The organism is Enterobacter sp. KBR-315C3_2022 (assembly GCF_041399425.1).
Lineage (GTDB): Bacteria > Pseudomonadota > Gammaproteobacteria > Enterobacterales > Enterobacteriaceae > Enterobacter.
The window spans coordinates 62750-79301 of sequence record NZ_JBGKEB010000004.1 but is presented as its reverse complement, the minus strand read 5'-3'; the positions used below and the strand labels follow the sequence as shown (position 1 = coordinate 79301).

15 protein-coding genes are annotated in these 16552 nt (G+C 59.6%); 4 read left to right on the top strand and 11 right to left on the bottom strand.

Annotated features, from left to right (window positions below; all coding sequences use genetic code 11):
- Positions 1–56: 56 nt before the first annotated feature.
- The 4 genes from proY to phoB form a co-directional block, all read right to left on the bottom strand.
- Positions 57–1430: a proline-specific permease ProY gene (proY, locus tag AB8804_RS06285; RefSeq protein ID WP_371184255.1), complete on the bottom strand. Its 1374-nt coding sequence runs from the start codon at positions 1428–1430 to the stop codon at positions 57–59.
- 80 nt (positions 1431–1510) lie between these two features.
- Positions 1511–2830, bottom strand: coding sequence for a branched-chain amino acid transporter carrier protein BrnQ (brnQ, locus tag AB8804_RS06280; RefSeq protein WP_371184252.1), 1320 nt, complete (start codon positions 2828–2830; stop codon positions 1511–1513).
- Positions 2831–3239: 409 nt separating this feature from the next.
- A complete protein-coding gene (phoR, locus tag AB8804_RS06275; protein ID WP_371184250.1) occupies positions 3240–4535 on the bottom strand; it encodes a phosphate regulon sensor histidine kinase PhoR in 1296 nt (431 codons plus the stop codon).
- A gap of 21 nt (positions 4536–4556) precedes the next feature.
- Complete coding sequence (gene phoB, locus AB8804_RS06270) at positions 4557–5246, bottom strand: phosphate response regulator transcription factor PhoB (RefSeq protein WP_371184248.1); 690 nt, start codon at positions 5244–5246, stop codon at positions 4557–4559.
- A gap of 186 nt (positions 5247–5432) precedes the next feature.
- Between phoB and sbcD the strand changes: the two genes are divergently transcribed.
- Positions 5433–6638 (top strand): exonuclease subunit SbcD, encoded by a 1206-nt coding sequence (sbcD, locus tag AB8804_RS06265; protein WP_371184246.1) that lies wholly within the window; start codon positions 5433–5435, stop codon positions 6636–6638.
- Entirely contained in the window at positions 6635–9766 is a 3132-nt protein-coding gene (sbcC, locus tag AB8804_RS06260; protein WP_371184244.1) for an exonuclease subunit SbcC, read from the top strand. Before sbcD ends, sbcC begins: the two co-directional genes overlap by 4 nt.
- Positions 9767–9877: 111 nt before the next feature.
- Here sbcC and mak read toward each other — a convergent pair whose 3' ends face one another.
- On the bottom strand, positions 9878–10783 hold the full coding sequence (gene mak / locus AB8804_RS06255; protein ID WP_112011220.1) for a fructokinase: 906 nt from the start codon (positions 10781–10783) through the stop codon (positions 9878–9880).
- A gap of 123 nt (positions 10784–10906) precedes the next feature.
- Between mak and rdgC the strand changes: the two genes are divergently transcribed.
- Positions 10907–11821, top strand: coding sequence for a recombination-associated protein RdgC (rdgC, locus tag AB8804_RS06250; RefSeq protein ID WP_112011219.1), 915 nt, complete (start codon positions 10907–10909; stop codon positions 11819–11821).
- A gap of 47 nt (positions 11822–11868) precedes the next feature.
- On the opposite strand, the gene ppnP is transcribed toward rdgC, so the two are convergent.
- The 5 genes from ppnP to AB8804_RS06225 all read right to left on the bottom strand — a co-directional run bounded on the left by ppnP (position 11869) and on the right by AB8804_RS06225 (position 14505).
- The gene (ppnP, locus tag AB8804_RS06245; protein ID WP_003859131.1) at positions 11869–12156 is read right to left on the bottom strand and encodes a pyrimidine/purine nucleoside phosphorylase; all 288 of its coding nucleotides are present in this window, start codon (positions 12154–12156) and stop codon (positions 11869–11871) included.
- A 71-nt stretch (positions 12157–12227) separates the two neighbouring features.
- Complete coding sequence (locus AB8804_RS06240; protein WP_371184232.1) at positions 12228–12905, bottom strand: AroM family protein; 678 nt, start codon at positions 12903–12905, stop codon at positions 12228–12230.
- A 238-nt stretch (positions 12906–13143) separates the two neighbouring features.
- Complete coding sequence (gene yaiA, locus AB8804_RS06235) at positions 13144–13335, bottom strand: protein YaiA (protein ID WP_112011217.1); 192 nt, start codon at positions 13333–13335, stop codon at positions 13144–13146.
- A 44-nt stretch (positions 13336–13379) separates the two neighbouring features.
- Positions 13380–13904 (bottom strand): shikimate kinase AroL, encoded by a 525-nt coding sequence (aroL, locus tag AB8804_RS06230; protein ID WP_371184229.1) that lies wholly within the window; start codon positions 13902–13904, stop codon positions 13380–13382.
- 142 nt (positions 13905–14046) lie between these two features.
- Positions 14047–14505, bottom strand: coding sequence for a YaiI/YqxD family protein (locus tag AB8804_RS06225; protein ID WP_112011215.1), 459 nt, complete (start codon positions 14503–14505; stop codon positions 14047–14049).
- Positions 14506–14601: 96 nt separating this feature from the next.
- On the opposite strand from AB8804_RS06225, the gene proC reads away from it, so the two are divergent.
- Positions 14602–15411 (top strand): pyrroline-5-carboxylate reductase, encoded by an 810-nt coding sequence (proC, locus tag AB8804_RS06220; RefSeq protein WP_371184226.1) that lies wholly within the window; start codon positions 14602–14604, stop codon positions 15409–15411.
- A gap of 16 nt (positions 15412–15427) precedes the next feature.
- Here proC and adrA read toward each other — a convergent pair whose 3' ends face one another.
- Positions 15428–16531 carry a diguanylate cyclase AdrA gene (adrA, locus tag AB8804_RS06215; RefSeq protein WP_371184223.1) on the bottom strand — a complete coding sequence of 368 codons (1104 nt, stop codon included), beginning with the start codon at positions 16529–16531 and terminating at the stop codon, positions 15428–15430.
- Between the last annotated feature and the right edge of the window lie 21 nt (positions 16532–16552).

Below are 16552 nucleotides of genomic sequence, written 5' to 3'. Positions count from 1 at the left end.
AGTGCGGCCTGATGCCCTCACCCTGGCCCTCTCCCATGGGGAGAGGGAAGAAAGGATTACTGCACCTGCGCCAGCTGGCGGTCGCGGCGGCATTTAAACATCCAGCCGACCAGCAGCAGGACAATCCACGCGAAGCCAACGTACAGCGAAATACGGGTATCCGGATGGTAGCCAATCAGCGCGATGATAAACACCAGGAAGATCAGGCCAGCCACGGTGGTCGGTACCCCGCCCGGCACCTTGAACTTCAGCGCTTTCGCCTCTTCCGGCGACAGGCGACGACGGAACGCAATCTGCGACAGCAGGATCATAATCCACACCCACACGGTCGCAAACGTCGCCAGCGACGCAATCACCAGGAAGACGTTCTCCGGCATGATGTAGTTCAGGTAAACCGAGAACAGCAGCGCGACGGTCATCACCACTACCGTGACCCACGGCGTGCCGCGGCGCGAGGTTTTCGCAAACACCTTCGGCGCGCTGCCCTGCTCCGCCATGCCGTGCAGCATGCGGCCGACGCCGAAGACGTCGCTGTTAATGGCAGAAAGCGAGGCGGTCAGCACCACGAAGTTCAGAATGCTGGCCGCAAAGGCGATGCCCATATGCTGGAAGGTCAACACGAACGGGCTGCCGTTGGTGCCCACCTGGTTCCACGGATAGATGGACATAATCACAAACAGCGTGCCCACGTAGAACACCAGGATGCGCATCGGTACGGAGTTAATGGCGCGCGGAATGGACTTCTCCGGATCTTTCGCTTCACCGGCGGTAATCCCGATAATCTCGATCCCGCCGTAGGCAAACATTACCATCTGCAGCGACATCACCATCCCGAGCCAGCCGTTGCTGAAGAAGCCGCCGTTGGTCCAGAGGTTATGGATACCGGTCGGCTGCCCGCCGTTGCCAATCCCCCAGATGATGATGCCGAAGCCGGCAATAATCATGATGATGATGGTGGCAACCTTGAAGAAGGAGAACCAGAACTCCAGCTCGCCGAACACCTTGACGCTCATCAGGTTGACGGCGCAGATAATGAGCACCACGCTCAGCACCCATATCCAGTGCGGCACGGCGGGGAACCAGACGCCCATGTAGATGCCGAACGCGGTCACGTCGGCGATGGCCACAATCAGAATTTCAAAGCAGTAGGTCCAGCCGGTGATAAAACCGGCCAGCGGGCCCAGGTTCTCCTGCGCGTAGCGCGAGAAGGAGCTGGCGGACGGGTTATGAACGGACATTTCCCCCAGCGCGCGCATGATGATATACGCCGCCACGCCGCCGATGATGTACGCCAGCAGCACGCTGGGACCGGCCATTTTAATGGCATCTGCCGAGCCATAAAAAAGACCGGTACCGATAGCAGAGCCGAGCGCCATAAAGCGGATATGGCGCGTGCTGAGTCCACGCTTAAGTTTGTTAGTGCTTTCCATTTAAATCTTGCCATTCAACACGAAAAAACAAAAAACCACGGGGCCTATAGCCCCGTGGTTAAACAGTTTGTTGCCGTTGATTAATGCGCTTTCGATGCAACCTGGCGCCCTGCAGCACGGTCCCAGATAATCGCCAGAACCAGAGCAACAACGGTAGGCATCAGCCAGGCCAGTCCCTGCTCGGACAGCGGCAGACGCTGTGTCCAGGCAGGCAGGATTTCGGCGAAGGCTGACGCTTTAATCCCGTCAAGGATACCAAAAATCAGGCTGATAAACATGGCTGGCGCAATAATTCGCGACGAGTTGTTCCACCACGGGCGGGTGAAGCTCAGCACCACCAGCACGATGCACGGAGGATAAATCGCCGTCAGCACCGGAATGGAGACCTGGATCAGGTGGCTCAGACCGAGGTTAGACACCGCCATGGAGAAGATGCCGAGGATGAACACCAGCGTGCGGTAAGAGAGCGGCAGATACTGCGCGAAGAACTCGGCGCAGGCGCAGGTCAGGCCAACCGCCGTCACCAGGCACGCGAGGAAAATCAGCACCGCCAGCAGCATGCTGCCCGCGCCGCCGAAGGTGTGCTGCACGTAGGCATGAAGGATCGCCGCGCCGTTAGCGTTCTGGTCAACCAGCGTCGCGCTGTCGGAGCCCAGGCGGAACAGCGCCAGGTACAGCAGCGTGAGGCCGACGCCCGCCATCAGGCCAGCCCAAATCGTGTAGCGGGTCAGCAGGCGCGCTTCGGTCACGCCACGTGAACGTGCGGCGTTGACGATAACGATACCAAACACCATCGCACCCAGCGTATCCATGGTCAGATAGCCGTTCACGAAACCGTTAGAGAACGCGGCGTTCTTATAGGCATCCATCGCATCGCTGATTGGGCCAGCAGGCCAGACGATGGCCGCAACGGCCAGCACGATCAGCGCAATGATTTTCAGCGGTGCCAGGAAGTTACCGACGGTATCCAGCAGCTTGCCCGGATAGAGGGAGACCAGAATCACGATAGCGAAGTAAACCAGGCTGTAGATAAACAGCGGCATCGCGCCGTCGCCGGTCAGCGGTGCAATCCCCACTTCGAAGGAGACGGTCGCCGTACGCGGGGTCGCAAACAGCGGACCGACGGCCAGATAGCAGACGGTCGCCAGCAGAATACCGGCCACTTTACCGATCGGGGTGCTGAGGCTGTCTACGCCGCCGCCAACTTTCGCCAGCGCAACCACGGTCAGAACCGGCAGGCCAACGGCAGTAATCAGGAAGCCAAACGCAGCCGTCCAGACGTGTTCACCCGCCTGTAGGCCAACCATGGGAGGAAAGATGATGTTGCCTGCGCCAACGAACAGCGCAAATGTCATAAAGCCCAGGGCGATGATGTCGCGCGATTTTAAATGATGGGTCATAAAACCTTACTGCCTGTGGATGTGGTGTTGTAAACGTTGAGTTTTTCGCCATCCCTGACGGGACAATACAGCAGAAAAAATGCTCAATTTCAGCGGGATATGCTCCCGTCCTGGCGTGGAGAAGAATAGTTTTTCGATTTACCAGGCAAATACAGTCGGTATGACAGTATCAGGGGGGGAATTTAAACGCTTATAACGTTTAAAGGCAAGATGGGATCGTAAAACCAGAACAATATGCCAGTATGAAAATTCAGACCAGCACAATACGCTAATTATCCGAAAAACCCATGGCTAATCATGCGAACAAAAAAGCATCAACCGTATAAAATTCATCCGCGTTTCGCTTGACTGCAACGCAAACGGGCCAGCAGTCGCTGGCCCGTGGAAAGGTAAGATGACACACCTGCGATCAGGCGCTTTTTTTGGCAATTAATCGTTCCGGAATAACGAAGCTGAAGCGCGTGCCTTTCCCCACCGTACTTTGTATATCCAGGCGGCTTTCATGGTGGTTAACCGCGTGCTTGACGATGGCCAGCCCCAGGCCGCTGCCTCCGGTCTGCCGGGATCGGGCTTTATCCACGCGATAAAAACGCTCGGTCAGGCGCGGGACATGTTCCGGCGCGATCCCCGGCCCGTCGTCCTCAACGCTAAACTCCGCGCCTGTCGGAACATGCCGCCAGCGCACGGTAATCTTCGTCCCTTCCGGCGTATGGTTTACGGCGTTATACACCAGGTTCGAGACGGCGCTGCGCAGCTCATCTTCGCTGCCCAGCACCTTGAGGCCGCTGTCGACGTCAAAAATCAGCTCATGACGGCCGTGGCTCAGGGTTTGCGCCTCCCGCTCGACGAGGCGAAGCATGACCGGCACGTCGATGGTGTCGTTCAGGGCCAGGGACGGAGCGGCCTCGATTTTCGACAGCGTAAGAAGCTGCTTCACCAGCCCTTCCATCCGATGCGTCTGCTCGCGCATGGTGTGGAGCGCCTTCTCGCGCGGCGCGCCCTCCAGCGTTTGCTCCTGCATCATCTCCAGATAGCCCTGCAGCACCGTCAGCGGCGTGCGCAGCTCGTGGCTGACGTTAGCAAAGAAGTTTCGCCGCGCCCCTTCAAGCTGGTGCATTTGCGTCACGTCGCGCGCCACCATCAGCCACTGCCTGTCGCTGTAAGGCATCACGCGGATTTCCAGATGACGGCCGTTGTTGAGCTTAAGGTTGTGCGGGCGGGTAAAGTCGCGCTTTTTCAGGTACAGCGTGAACTCGGGGTAGCGCAGAAGGTTAAGGATATTCTGGCCGTTATCGTCCGGCCAGCGCAGGCCCAGCAGCTGCTGCGCCAGGCCGTTACACCAGAAGATGGTCCCTTCTTCGGTGGTCAGAATGACCGCGTCCGGCAGCGACTCCGCGCCGCTGCGAAAGCGTTTGATCAGGCTTCCCAGCTCGCGGCGACGCTTTTTATTGCGCATCTGCATCTGGTGCAGGCCGTAGAGCAGCGGCTCCCAGCTTCCGCTTCCGGGCGGCGGCGTCATGCTTCTGTCCACCCACAGCCACCAGGAGAGGCGCAGCAGGTTCCAGAAATGCCAGACCAGCAGCCCGGTGACGGCCGCCAGCAAAAACCACGGCAGATGGCCGAAGATCGCCCCCAGAATGAGGGCCGGAATACAGCATAAGATCAGTTCAAAGACGAGCCTTTTCCATGACAGACGTTCCAGCACGCGTCACACTCCTGTCATTATTCAGAAACGGGTCGAAAAACGATAACCCGTGCCGCGGACCGTCTGCACCATGCGATCGTGGCCGCTCAGTTCCAGCGCTTTTCGCAGGCGGCGAATGTGCACGTCAACCGTGCGGTCTTCAACGTACACGTTGGTGCCCCAGACGTTGTTCAGCAGCTGCTCGCGGCTGTGAACGCGCTCCGGGTGCGTCATAAAGAAGTGTAGAAGCTTAAATTCGGTCGGCCCCATATCCAGAGGGCTTTCGCCGGTCATCACGCGGTGCGAGGTCGGGTCAAGGCTCAGGCCCTGCATCTCAATCACCTCTTCCACCGCCATCGGCGAAATGCGGCGCATCACGGCTTTAATGCGGGCAACCAGCTCTTTCGGGGAGAACGGCTTGGTGATGTAATCATCCGCGCCGGTCTCCAGGCCGCGCACGCGGTCCTCTTCTTCGCCGCGCGCCGTCAGCATCACCACCGGAATATCGCGGGTCATCGCTTCGCGCTTGATGTGCTTGATAAACTGTAGCCCAGAGCCGCCGGGCAGCATCCAGTCAAGCAGGATCAGGTCGGGCCAGGGTTCATTCAGCTGGTTTACCGCGCTGTCATAATCTTCCGCTTCAACCGGCTGGAAGCCGTTTTGTTCGAGCACGAAGCACACCATTTCACGAATTGGAGCTTCATCTTCTACGACCAGAATACGTCTCGCCATACTTTGCCCTGTCTTCTCTTATTAGGTTACAAGTTTGTAATGCGGCGCCATTATGCGTCAGATTTATGACAGATTTATGAAAAACATTACCACCATAAATGGCAAACTGTTGTTTTATTACAGCGGTTATTTTCCGTTCCTCGACAGTTTATAATCCTGCTTTCTTATTATTGCCACGGATCTCCTATGCGCATACTTCACACCTCGGACTGGCACCTGGGTCAAAATTTTTACAGCAAAAGCCGCGCGGCCGAACACGACGCGTTCCTGAACTGGCTGCTGGACACGGCTCAGGCGCAGGAGGTGGATGCGATTATCGTGGCGGGCGATATTTTTGATACCGGCCAGCCGCCGAGCTATGCGCGCGAGCTCTATAACCGCTTCGTGGTCAATCTGCAGAAAACGGGCTGCCATCTGGTGATTGTCGCCGGCAACCACGACTCCGTGGCGACGCTGAACGAATCCCGCGACATTCTGGCCTTTCTGAACACCACCGTCGTCGCCAGCGCCGGACACGCGCCGCAGATCCTGACCAAGCGCGACGGCACGCCCGGCGCGGTGCTGTGCCCGGTTCCCTTCCTGCGCCCGCGCGATATCGTGCAAAGCCAGGCCGGGCTTTCCGGCGGTGAAAAGCAGCAGCATCTGCTGCAAAGCATCACCGGGTACTATCACCAGCAGTATGCCGACGCCTGCGCCCTGCGCGGCGAGCAGCGCATTCCGGTGATAGCCACCGGGCACCTCACCACCGTTGGCGCCAGCAAAAGCGACGCGGTGCGCGACATCTACATCGGCACGCTGGACGCCTTCCCGGCGCAAAATTTCCCCCCGGCGGACTACATCGCGCTCGGGCACATCCACCGCGCGCAGGTTATCGGCGGCTGCGACCACATTCGCTACTGCGGCTCGCCCATTTCGCTCAGCTTTGATGAAACCGGCAAAGCGAAATCGGTGCATCTGGTGACGTTTGCCGACGGCAGGCTCAGCGGCGTGGAAACGCTGGAGGTGCCCGTCACCCAGCCGCTGGCGGCGCTGAAGGGCGATTTAGCCGCCATCACCGCTCAGCTAGAGCAGTGGCGCGACGCCGAGATAAATCCCCCCGTCTGGCTGGATATTGAAATCACCACCGACGAATACCTGCACGACATGCAGCGCAAAATTCAGGCGCTGACGGAGGATCTGCCGGTCGAGGTGCTGCTGGTGCGCCGCAGCCGCGAACAGCGCGAGAAAATCCTGCTCGGCGCGCGGCGCGAAACGCTCAGCGAACTCAGGGTTGAAGAGGTGTTTGAGCGCCGCCTGTCGCAGGAGGAGCTCGACGAGGAAAAACGCGCCCGGCTCAACGAGCTCTTCACCCATGCGCTGCACGCGCTCAATGACGAGGACGACAACGCATGAAAATTTTGAGCCTGCGCCTGAAAAACCTTAACTCGCTCAAGGGCGAGTGGAAAATCGACTTTACCGCCGAGCCGTTTGCCAGCAACGGGCTGTTCGCCATTACCGGCGCGACCGGCGCGGGGAAAACCACCCTGCTGGACGCCATCTGCCTGGCGCTGTATCACGAGACGCCGCGCCTGAACAAGGTCTCCCAGGCGCAAAACGACCTGATGACGCGTGATACCGCCGAATGCCTGGCGGAAGTTGAATTTGAGGTGAAGGGGGTTGCCTACCGCGCGTTCTGGAGCCAGAACCGCGCGCGCAACCAGCCGGACGGCAACCTGCAGGCGCCGCGCGTCGAGCTCGCGCGCTGCGAGGACGGCAAAATCCTCGCGGACAAAGTCAGCGATAAGCTGGAGCAAACCGCCGCGCTCACCGGCCTGGACTACGGCCGCTTTACCCGCTCGATGCTGCTCTCTCAGGGGCAGTTCGCCGCGTTTCTCAACGCCAGGCCGAGCGACCGCGCGGAGCTGTTAGAAGAGCTGACCGGCACGGAAATCTACGGCCAGATTTCGGCCATGGTCTTCGAAAAACACAAGGCCGCCCGCAGCGCGCTTGAGGTGTGCGAAGCGCAGGCCGCGGGCGTGGTGCTGCTGGGCGAAGAACAGCAGCAGCAGCTCCAGCAAAGTTTGCAGGCGCTTACTGACGAAGAGAAAGCCCTGCTCGCACAGCAGCAGACCCAACAGAAGGCCTTTCAGTGGCTGACGCGCAGCGACGAACTCATTCGCGAACAGCAGCGCGCGAACGCCGCTCAGCAGCAGGCCACGCAGGCGCAGGCGGACGCCGCGCCCGATTTGGCAAAGCTCGAACTGGCCCAGCCAGCCGCCCAGCTGCGCCCGCAGTGGGAACACCAGCAGGAGCAGAGCGCACGCCTGGCGCATACCCGGCAGCGGATTGTTGAAGTAAATACTCGCTTACAAGCTAAAACCGCCCTGCGCGGGCGTATCCGCAACGGCGCATCACGCGCGCACGACCAGCTTCAGGCCGAACTGACGGCGCTGGCGCAATGGCTGGCCGAACACGATCGGTTCCGCCTGTGGGGCCAGGAGATGGCGGGCTGGCGCGCGCATTTTTCTCAGCTCAGTCGCGACAGGCAGCAGCTCGCTACGCTTGCGGCCCGCATCGCGGAACTGCGCCAGAAGCTGGCGGGCCTGCCGGAAAACAGCCTGACGCTGACGGCGGATGAGGTCGCTATCGCGATGGAAAATCAGGTGCAGTCGCGGGCTTTCCGCCAGCGTCTGACCGCCCTTCACGCCCGCTACCAGCCGCTGCAAACGCGTCTGCGCCAGAACGGTGAACGCACGCAGAAAGCGCAGGCGGAGCAGGTCACGCTCAACGAAACTCTGTCCTTACGCCGCCAGCAGTACAAAGAGAAACACCAGCACCTTGTCGACCTCAAAGCGCTATGCGAAAGCGAAGCAACGATTAAAAAGCTGGAAAACTACCGCCTGCAGCTCGAGGCGGGTAAGCCGTGCCCACTGTGCGGCTCCAGCGAACATCCCGCCGTGGAGAGGTATCAGGCGCTTGAGCTCACCGATAACCAGCGCCGCCGCGATGCGCTGGAAAAAGAGGTTGCCGCGCTAAAAGAGGAAGGCCTGCTGGTTCTGGGGCAGGTCAACGCGCTGGCTCAGCAAATCCAGCGTGATGCAGCTGAAGCACAGGCGCTCTCTGAGGAGGAGCAAGCGCTCACTAAAGAGTGGCAGGAGGCCTGCGCCGCCCTGAGCGTTACCCTGAACATTCAGGAAGATATTTCCACGTGGATGAGCGAGCAGGAACGCTACGAGCACCAGCTTTATCAGCTTAGCCAGCGTCTGACGCTGCAACACCAGTTGAACGAGCGGGAAGAACAGGAGCGCCAGTCTCAGCAGCAGCTGGCGACAATGCGCGAGGGGATGAACAGCGCCCTGCTCACGCATTCGCTTAGCGCACCGGAAGACGGCGAAGAGGCCGCCTGGCTAAACGCCCGGGAAGCCGAATACGCCCAGTGGCGGGAAAAACAGACCCAGCAGGATGCGGTTCAGGCGCGAATTACCGCCCTGAAGCCGCTGCTCGACGCGCTTCCGGCAACGGATGCTATCGAAGCGGACGCGGTTATTCCCGAAAACTGGCGTGAGATCCACGACGAGTGCGTGTCGCTGCAAAGCCAGCTTGCCGCCCAGCAGCAGCAGGAAACGCTGGAAAGCGAACGCCTGCATCGGTCGGAGGAGCAATTCGCCGCCGCGCTGGCCGCCAGCCATTTTGCCGATCGGGACGCGTTCCTCTCGGCCCTGCTGGATGAAGACACCCTGCGCCGCCTTGAGCAGTTGAAGCAGTCTCTGGAAAGCCAGATCCAGCAGGCATCGGCGCTGCTGGGCCAGGCCAACCAGCAGCTGAAAGATCATCAGGACGCGCGTCCGGAGGCGCTGGAAGGCGATGCTGAAAGCCTGCAGGCCCGGCTTCAGGGGCTGGCGCAGCAGCTGAGGGAAAACACCACCCGCCAGGGTGAAATTCGCCAGCAGCTTAAGCAGGACAGCGATAACCGCGCCCACCAGCAGGCGCTAATGCAGCAAATTGAAGAGGCTTCGCGGCTGGCGGACGACTGGGGATACCTCAACGCGCTCATCGGTTCCAGCACCGGGGATAAATTCCGCAAGTTCGCGCAGGGGCTGACGCTGGATAATCTGGTCTGGCTCGCCAACCAGCAGCTTAACCGCCTGCACGGGCGCTACCTGCTGCAGCGCAAGGCGAGCGACGCGCTGGAGCTGGAAGTGGTGGATACCTGGCAGGCCGACGCGGTGCGCGATACCCGCACGCTTTCCGGCGGCGAAAGCTTCCTGGTGAGCCTGGCGCTGGCGCTGGCGCTTTCCGACCTGGTGAGCCATAAAACGCGCATTGATTCGCTGTTCCTGGATGAAGGCTTCGGCACGCTGGACAGCGAAACGCTGGATACGGCGCTGGACGCCCTCGACGCGCTCAACGCCACCGGGAAAACCATCGGGGTGATTAGCCACGTCGAGGCGATGAAGGAGCGCATTCCGGTGCAGATCAAGGTGAAGAAAATTAACGGGCTGGGGTACAGCAGGCTGGATAAAGAGTTTGCCGTGCAGTAAAGGCCCACTCCATCATGTAGGCCGGGTAAGGCGTAGCCGTCACCCGGCTTTTTTATTGTGGCTGCCTGAATTCGCCCGGTGGCGCTTCGCTTACCGGGCCTACAGAACCGTTTATTCCGGCCACAACCACGCCGCGCCGCGCACGCCGCTGGAGTCACCGTGCACCGCTTTACGGATCGGCGTTTCGCATTCGCCGCCGAACACCCACTGCTTCACCAGGTTCGGCACCGTGGCGTATAAACGGTCCACGTTGCTCATGCCACCGCCGAGCACAATCACGTCGGGATCGAGAATATTCACCACGTGCGCCAGCGATTTCGCCAGCCGCAGCTCGTAGCGGCTGAGCGCCAGCTCCGCAACCGGGTCCTGCTCTTCGACCAGGCGCATAATTTCATTCCCCTTCAGCGGCTGACCGCTCAGGCGGTGATAGTCGGTGGCGAATCCGGTGCCGGAGATAAACGTTTCAATACAGCCCTGCTTGCCGCAGTAGCACGGCACTTCCGCGCGATACTTCAGCTCGTCTTCATCCATCCACGGCAGCGGGTTGTGCCCCCACTCGCCCGCCGTGCCGTTGCCGCCGATGTGTGAACGGCCACCAAAGGCCACGCCCGCGCCGCAGCCGGTGCCAATAATCACGGCAAAAACGGTCTGCGCGCCGGCCGCCGCGCCGTCGATGGCTTCAGACACCGCCAGGCAGTTCGCATCGTTCGCCAGCCGCACCTCGCGGTTCAGGCGCGCGCTCAGGTCCTTATCGAACGGCTGGCCGTTGAGCCACGTCGAGTTGGCGTTTTTAACCACCCCGGTGTAGGGCGAAATCGACCCCGGAATGCCCATCCCGACGGTGCCCGTCTGCCCCGTCTCCTGCTCCGCCATCTCAACGAGCCGGGCGATCGTCTCGATTGTCTGGCGATAATCATCGCGCGGCGTAGGCAGGCGGTGGCGAAAAAGCTGTTCCCCCTGCTCGCTCAGCGCAATCACTTCTGTTTTCGTACCGCCCAAATCAATACCAATACGCACGGGTGACTCCTCATTATTTTGATTATCAACAGAGTAGAAGCACGCTTCCCGATTAGCAATGCAAGCGATGCGACAATTCGTTATCATGCCCGCTGATTTAACGACAAGGCCGTGGAAATTATCATGCTGTGGTTCAAAAATTTGATGGTTTACCGTCTCAGCCGCGACGTTTCGCTGCGTGCAGAAGAGATGGAAAAACAGTTAGCCGCTTACACCTTTTCCCCTTGCGGTAGCCAGGATATGGCGAAAACCGGCTGGGTTCCGCCAATGGGTTCACAAAGCGATGCGCTGACCCACGCCAGCAGCACGGGGCAAATCATCGTTTGCGCCCGTAAAGAGGAGAAGATCCTGCCGACGCCGGTGGTGAAGCAGGCGCTCGAAGCGAAGATCTTCAAGCTGGAAGCCGAACAGGGCCGCAAGCTGAAAAAGACGGAAAAAGACTCGCTGAAGGACGAAGTGCTGCACTCTCTGCTGCCGCGCGCGTTCAGCCGCTTCAGCCAGACGATGATGTGGATCGATACGGTCAACGGCCTGATCATGGTGGACTGCGCCAGCGCCAAGAAAGCGGAAGATACGCTGGCCCTGCTGCGTAAGAGCCTCGGCTCGCTGCCGGTGGTACCGCTGGCGCTGGAAACGCCGATCGAGCTGACGCTGACCGAGTGGGTGCGCAGCGGAACGGCCGCGCAGGGCTTCCAGATCCTCGACGAAGCGGAGCTCAAGGCGCTGCTTGAAGACGGCGGCGTGATCCGCGCCAAGAAGCAGGATCTGGTCAGCGACGAAATCGCCGTGCACATTGAGGCGGGTAAGGTGGTGACCAAGCTGGCGCTGGACTGGCAGCAGCGCATTCAGTTCGTGATGTGCGACGACGGCTCGGTGAAGCGTCTGAAGTTCTGCGATGAGCTGCGCGATCAGAACGAAGATATCGATCGGGAAGATTACGCCCAGCGCTTCGACGCGGACTTTATCCTGATGACCGGCGAGCTGGCGGCGCTGATCCAGAGCCTGGTGGAAGGTCTCGGCGGCGAAGCGCAGAGATAATCTCCCCTCAGACTAACCCTCTCCCTAAAGGGGAGAGGGAAAAAAAATCATTTCAGATAGCGGCACAGGTAAGAGGTTGGCTCAGCAACCTGCAAATGAAACTCGCTGTGACCCGGCACGTTGAAAACCTGCCCGGCAGAATAGACTTTCCACTCCGTTTCCCCCGGCAATAAGACGTTCAGCGCACCGCTGACTACCGTCATCTCTTCCGCTTCCGCCGTACCGAAGGTGTATTCCCCTTCAGCCATAACGCCAACGCTGGCGCGGCCAGTGCTGCTGCTGGTAAAACCAATGGATTTCACTTTACCGGAAAAGTATTCATTACTCTGAAGCATGGGCTGGCCCTTATATTTATTGATAAAAATTCACTATAGGGGCCAGGCTCATTGCCTGTCACGCAAAATCATCAGACCAGCAGCTCGGAGGCCAGGCGGGCAACCAGCACGTTCGATAGCAGCACCGGAACGTCCAGCGCCTTCTGCAGCAGGTCGCGATGGCGCTGGTGAAAGCCGAGACAGTCCAGCATCAGAACGTCCGCGCCCGACTCGATCAGCTCGCGCCCTGCCGCAATCAGCTTGGTTTCGCTGTCCCAGAACGGATTCGCCAGCGCATAGTGCGGAGGATTCTCCAGCACCTTCCACTTACTGGCCTGATTATCAATAAGTTCTTCGATCGGCACGATCACCCCGACCTGATGCCCGTCCACGATCGAGGCCACCAGCGGGGGGATGATGCGCATTGGTTCAAGCAGGATGGCATTTCGCGCCACCAGCCCGGTGATGGGGGCGGTACTCATCAACAGAATGACGTCATAGCGTTGATTATCCAGTACTTCAATTACGCCCTGCAGGGCGCGCTCGATCTTCTGCCGGGAGACGTGCGCCATTTTACCGTCGCTTAACAATGTCGGCAGGGGATCCTCTCCGGGATCGATCGCGTAGTCTTCCATAACCTCTTCCCGGCTCATCTTGCCGAGCAGGCTCAGGTGCGTAATCTGTTGTTCAGAGATGTGCTCCGTTAAGAGCGGTAATACCTCGCTAACGGGAACCACCCCGATGGTGAGGATAGCCAATGTTGCCTTCATTTTTTTTCGCCTTCATTCACTACCACTGCGTTAACACAGGCACAGGCTCACTACGCTGCACGATTTAGTTTTCGAATAAACAGCAAAAAAGCGTAGCAGCAGATCTCTACAGCGAAGTGTAAAGATCTGGTGGCCTTTCCGAATCTACCTGTAATAACTAAATATTAACTCCTGCTTAACAACACCGATGAGTTAAAAATGTGATTCAGGCACGGTTGTGGGGAATTTAGGATTTTTATCAGGACTTTTCAGGATCTTCGTAACGCCGCTTGGCGTCGAGGGCTTCCTGTTCGGTTTCATGTTCGCTGATCAGCGAATCGGGCTTAGGGTGATCCGCGCGCAGCTGGTACCAGGTCACGGTCCGATCGGTACTGCCTTTTTCTACGGTCACGATGCGCGCTTCGCGCGGATAGGGAGGTCTGGTTGGCATAGCTCATCCTTTATTTATGTCTGAGCTATGAGTATAGACGGCGGCTAGCTGGCGCAGGCCAAAGGCAGTACGGTAATAATCTGATTTACCACTTCCTGCGGCGAAAGTGAGGCATCAACAACGTGGTGTGCCGCCTCGCGGTAGAGCGCATCGCGCTCCTCCAGCACCTCGCTGACCTCTTCGCTAATCGGTTTTCCCGTCAGCGTCGGGCGCTGGCCCTCTTCCGGAAACGCCTCCAGGCGGCCCACCAGCGTATCGACCGGCGCGCAGAGGTAGATCACAATCCCTTTTTCGCGCATGAACTGGCGATTGTACTCCGCCAGGATAATCCCGCCGCCCGTGGCAATCACGGTAGATGGCGCAGCAACGGCCTCCAGCGCGGCGGTTTCACGCGCGCGAAAGCTTTCCCAGCCCTCTTTCTCGACGATTTCGGCAATGGTTTCGCCGGCAAACGCCTGAAGCCAGTGGTCGGTATCAACAACCTGGCTTTGGCACACGCGCGCCAGTTCGAGGCCAACGGTGGTTTTCCCACAGCCGCGGGGGCCAACTAAAAAGATGGGTTGGGTCATAACCAGGTGTTCCCCTTGATGCCGGATGGCTGAAGACTGTAAAGAAATGATTGCAGAAGATGTTGCGCTAACTTTACTGCAAAGCAGCAGGGAAAGACAACCCTGACGCGTCTTACCCTACCATAAATGAAAATAATTATCATTAAGCTGTGCGGCGTTTGACTTCCAGCAGCCATTTATCCAGCTCGGCGGCAAACTGCTGGCGGTCCCGCTGGGACAGGGAGTCCGGCCCGCCGGTCTGCACGCCGCTGGCGCGCAGGGTGTCCATAAAATCACGCATGGTGAGCTTTTCGCGAATGGTCGCGGGTGAGTAGCGTTCACCGCGCGGGTTCAGCGCCGCGGCCCCTTTCTCCAGCACCTCGGCGGCCAGCGGAATGTCCGCGGTGATCACTAAGTCTTCCGCGCTGCACAGCCGCACAATTTCGTTATCCGCCACGTCGAACCCGGCCGGGACGCGCATGGAGCGGATGAATCGGGACGGCGGCACGCGGATATTCTGGTTCGCCACCAGCGTCATCGGCATCTGCACGCGCTCGGCGGCGCGGAATAAAATCTCTTTGATGACATTCGGACACGCGTCCGCATCAACCCAAATCGCCATATTCTCTCCCCTAATGACATTGACGGCTATTGTCGCCTGCTTTTCATTGTTAAGCTATTAATCAGAGATAACGAGGCATAATAACGGAGAAACGTGATGGATAAGAAAATCGGGTTTATCGGCTGCGGCAACATGGGCAAAGCCATTCTCGGCGGCCTGATCGCCAGCGGCCAGGTGCTGCCGGGGCAGATTTGGGTCTATACGCCATCACCCGATAAAGTCGCCGCGCTGCGCGATGAGTACGGCATTAACGCTGCCGAAAGCGCGCAGGAAGTGGCCCAGGTGGCCGACATCGTCTTTGGGGCGGTCAAGCCTAACATCATGATCAAGGTGCTGAGCGAAATCACCTCCAGCCTGAACAAAGAGACGCTGGTGGTTTCCATTGCCGCGGGCGTCACCCTCGATCAGCTGGCCCGCGCGCTCGGCCACGACCGCAAGATTGTGCGCGCCATGCCGAACACGCCGTCGCTGGTCAATGCCGGGATGACCTCCGTCACCCCGAACGCGCTGGTAACCTCGGAAGACGTGGCCGACGTGCTGAACATTTTCCGCTGCTTCGGTGAGGCCGAAGTGATTGCCGAGTCGATGATCCACCCGGTGGTAGGCGTCAGCGGCTCCGCGCCCGCGTACGTCTTTATGTTTATCGAAGCCATGGCGGACGCCGCCGTGCTGGGCGGCATGCCGCGCGCGCAGGCCTATAAATTTGCCGCCCAGGCGGTGATGGGCTCCGCCAAAATGGTGCTGGAAACCGGCAAGCATCCGGGCGAGCTGAAGGATATGGTGTGCTCGCCGGGAGGCACAACGATTGAAGCCGTACGCGTGCTGGAGGATCGCGGCTTCCGTTCAGCGGTTATCGAAGCGATGGCAAAATGCATGGAAAAATCAGAGCAGCTCAGCAAGTCCTGAGGGCATTAACCGGGCGTCAGGCGGCCACTTCGGTGCGGCCGCGCCCGGCATTTTTGGCTTTGTACAGGGCAACGTCCGCCGCCTTCAGCCACGCGCGGTAGTGTTCGAACTGCGGTCCCCAGGCGGCCACCCCCACGCTTATCTGCAAACGCTCGCCCTGCGCGCCGGTAAGCGACATGCTTTCCAGACGCTCGTGGACGCGCGACATCGCGGCAATCCCGCTTTCAGCCGGCGTGCCGGGCATGATCACCGCAAACTCGTCGCCGCCGAAGCGGCCGATAACGTCCCCCGCGCGCAGCGTCATCTGCAGCTGCCGCGTGATGGCGATAATCGCCTCATCCCCCACGTCGTGCCCCCAGGTATCGTTGATATTCTTGAAGCGATCGATATCGATTAAAAGAATCGTCGCCACCCGGTGGCTGCGGCGGCAGGCTTCATACTCGTTGCGCAGCAGAATTTCCCAGTGGCGGCGGTTGAAGACGCCCGTCATGCCGTCGCGGGTGCTCATCAGCGCCAGCCGCCGCCGGTGTTCCGCCAGCCGGATTGCCGTCCGGTAGCTTAGCCAGGCAAAGAGTATCGGGTAGAGCATCAAAAACGGCAGGGTCAGCCACCACTCCAGCGGCTCGGGAGAAAAAGCAATGCTGCCGCCCGTCAGCTGCAGGGTAACCAGCATCGACAGCAGGATGATGACAAGCCCGGCAATAAATAACCGGCCGCCGCCCGCCCCCATCATATTCATGGCGATCGTCACGATCAGCGCGGCCGTCGGCAGCGCGCCCACGCCCATCAGGCCAATCCATAGGCCCGCCACCATCGCGTCTATTTTGAGGTTAAAGATCTCACGGTCGTGAGGATCGTCCGCGCGGCAGGCCTGCTGCCACGCCAGATGCGGCCAGACAAAGGCCCAGCCGACCAGCAGGAGCCACCATCCGCCGGAGAGGGAATGGGTGACCAGCGCGCTGGACACGGGGAAAAACAGCCCCGCCAGCCCAGCGGCGCGCGCCAGCCGGATGCGCCGGGCAAACCGGAGGCCGGCGCGGTGGGGATCATCCTGAGAAAGGCTGCAATACCACTCTTCCCGAATGTTTTCGTTATTGTCATAAAATTCATCATTCATCATTTTTGGGAATATTCTGAAACA

Bases quoted from the DNA above. Each gene is read 5' to 3' on its own strand.
- aroL (WP_371184229.1), bottom strand. From the start codon at position 13,904: ATGACCCAACCCATCTTTTTAGTTGGCCCCCGCGGCTGTGGGAAAACC.
- rdgC (WP_112011219.1), top strand. From the start codon at position 10,907: ATGCTGTGGTTCAAAAATTTGATGGTTTACCGTCTCAGCCGCGACGTT.
- proC (WP_371184226.1), top strand. From the start codon at position 14,602: ATGGATAAGAAAATCGGGTTTATCGGCTGCGGCAACATGGGCAAAGCC.
- AB8804_RS06240 (WP_371184232.1), bottom strand. From the start codon at position 12,905: ATGAAGGCAACATTGGCTATCCTCACCATCGGGGTGGTTCCCGTTAGC.
- sbcD (WP_371184246.1), top strand. From the start codon at position 5,433: ATGCGCATACTTCACACCTCGGACTGGCACCTGGGTCAAAATTTTTAC.
- AB8804_RS06225 (WP_112011215.1), bottom strand. From the start codon at position 14,505: ATGGCGATTTGGGTTGATGCGGACGCGTGTCCGAATGTCATCAAAGAG.
- ppnP (WP_003859131.1), bottom strand. From the start codon at position 12,156: ATGCTTCAGAGTAATGAATACTTTTCCGGTAAAGTGAAATCCATTGGT.
- yaiA (WP_112011217.1), bottom strand. From the start codon at position 13,335: ATGCCAACCAGACCTCCCTATCCGCGCGAAGCGCGCATCGTGACCGTA.
- brnQ (WP_371184252.1), bottom strand. From the start codon at position 2,830: ATGACCCATCATTTAAAATCGCGCGACATCATCGCCCTGGGCTTTATG.
- phoB (WP_371184248.1), bottom strand. From the start codon at position 5,246: ATGGCGAGACGTATTCTGGTCGTAGAAGATGAAGCTCCAATTCGTGAA.
- sbcC (WP_371184244.1), top strand. From the start codon at position 6,635: ATGAAAATTTTGAGCCTGCGCCTGAAAAACCTTAACTCGCTCAAGGGC.
- proY (WP_371184255.1), bottom strand. From the start codon at position 1,430: ATGGAAAGCACTAACAAACTTAAGCGTGGACTCAGCACGCGCCATATC.
- adrA (WP_371184223.1), bottom strand. From the start codon at position 16,531: ATGATGAATGATGAATTTTATGACAATAACGAAAACATTCGGGAAGAG.